Origin of the sequence: Streptomyces sp. A0958 (genome assembly GCF_004795035.1) — a bacterium.
In the GTDB taxonomy this organism is placed as follows: Bacteria; Actinomycetota; Actinomycetes; order Streptomycetales; family Streptomycetaceae; genus Streptomyces.
In genome coordinates this window covers 1-736 of the sequence record NZ_SSBK01000110.1, presented here as the reverse complement: position 1 = coordinate 736, position 736 = coordinate 1, and the positions used below count along the sequence as shown (strand labels likewise).

1 protein-coding gene is annotated in these 736 nt (G+C 64.0%); it reads right to left on the bottom strand.

The window, feature by feature from the left end:
- Positions 1–101: 101 nt before the first annotated feature.
- Positions 102–539, bottom strand: coding sequence for a hypothetical protein (locus tag E6P78_RS32545; RefSeq protein WP_136207210.1), 438 nt, complete (start codon positions 537–539; stop codon positions 102–104).
- Positions 540–736 lie beyond the last annotated feature (197 nt).

Below are 736 nucleotides of genomic sequence, written 5' to 3'. Positions count from 1 at the left end.
TCGGCCTCGGCGCCGGGTCGGACCCGGCCGGTTCGGTGCTGGTCATAAGGGGTGATTCTCCTGTCGTGCCCTCTCAGGCTAACCCGACAGAGCGGGATGTCTCACCCAAGGCTGACAGAGAGGGGATCGAGGGTCTGCCCTCGACGCCGTCGAAGGCAGCGATCGCAAGTGGCGCGTAGCTCGTAGCCATCCTCGCTTTTGTCAAGGTCCCCGTACATCTCCGGATACATCTCCGCACCCTTCACGAAGTCCCTCATTCGTGTGTACTGATCCTCCAGGGTCTGCGCCCGCTCCTCCGTCGGCGCTCCGCCGAAGCGCTTCTGCGCCGCCGTCCTGGGCACGCCCAGCTGTGCCCCGATGCGTCCCCACGAGTACCTCTGAGTACGAGCTTCGGCCACTACATCGGCCATCACTCGCTTGGCGGCCGCTTCAACCAACGCTGCTGAGCGGCAGATCTTCACGTCCGGACCCGTCTGGGAGAGGAGGTACCGGATGGCTAGGCGGACTGCGGCGTCGGCAAGGTCTTCATCGGATGCCACTTCCCATGGCGATGCGTACCAGGCTGGATCTTGGTACGACACCCAAGGCCAGGGGCGAGAAGGGTCGAAGCGGAAGATTTCAAGTCCAGTGAGACGGTCGTGACGCTATGAGGTTTGTGGTGCGGGGTCTCTCCGTTTGGCCGGGTCGTTGATCCAGGCCATCTGAGGTATCTCGGGTGGTCTGGGGCGGCGGCCGA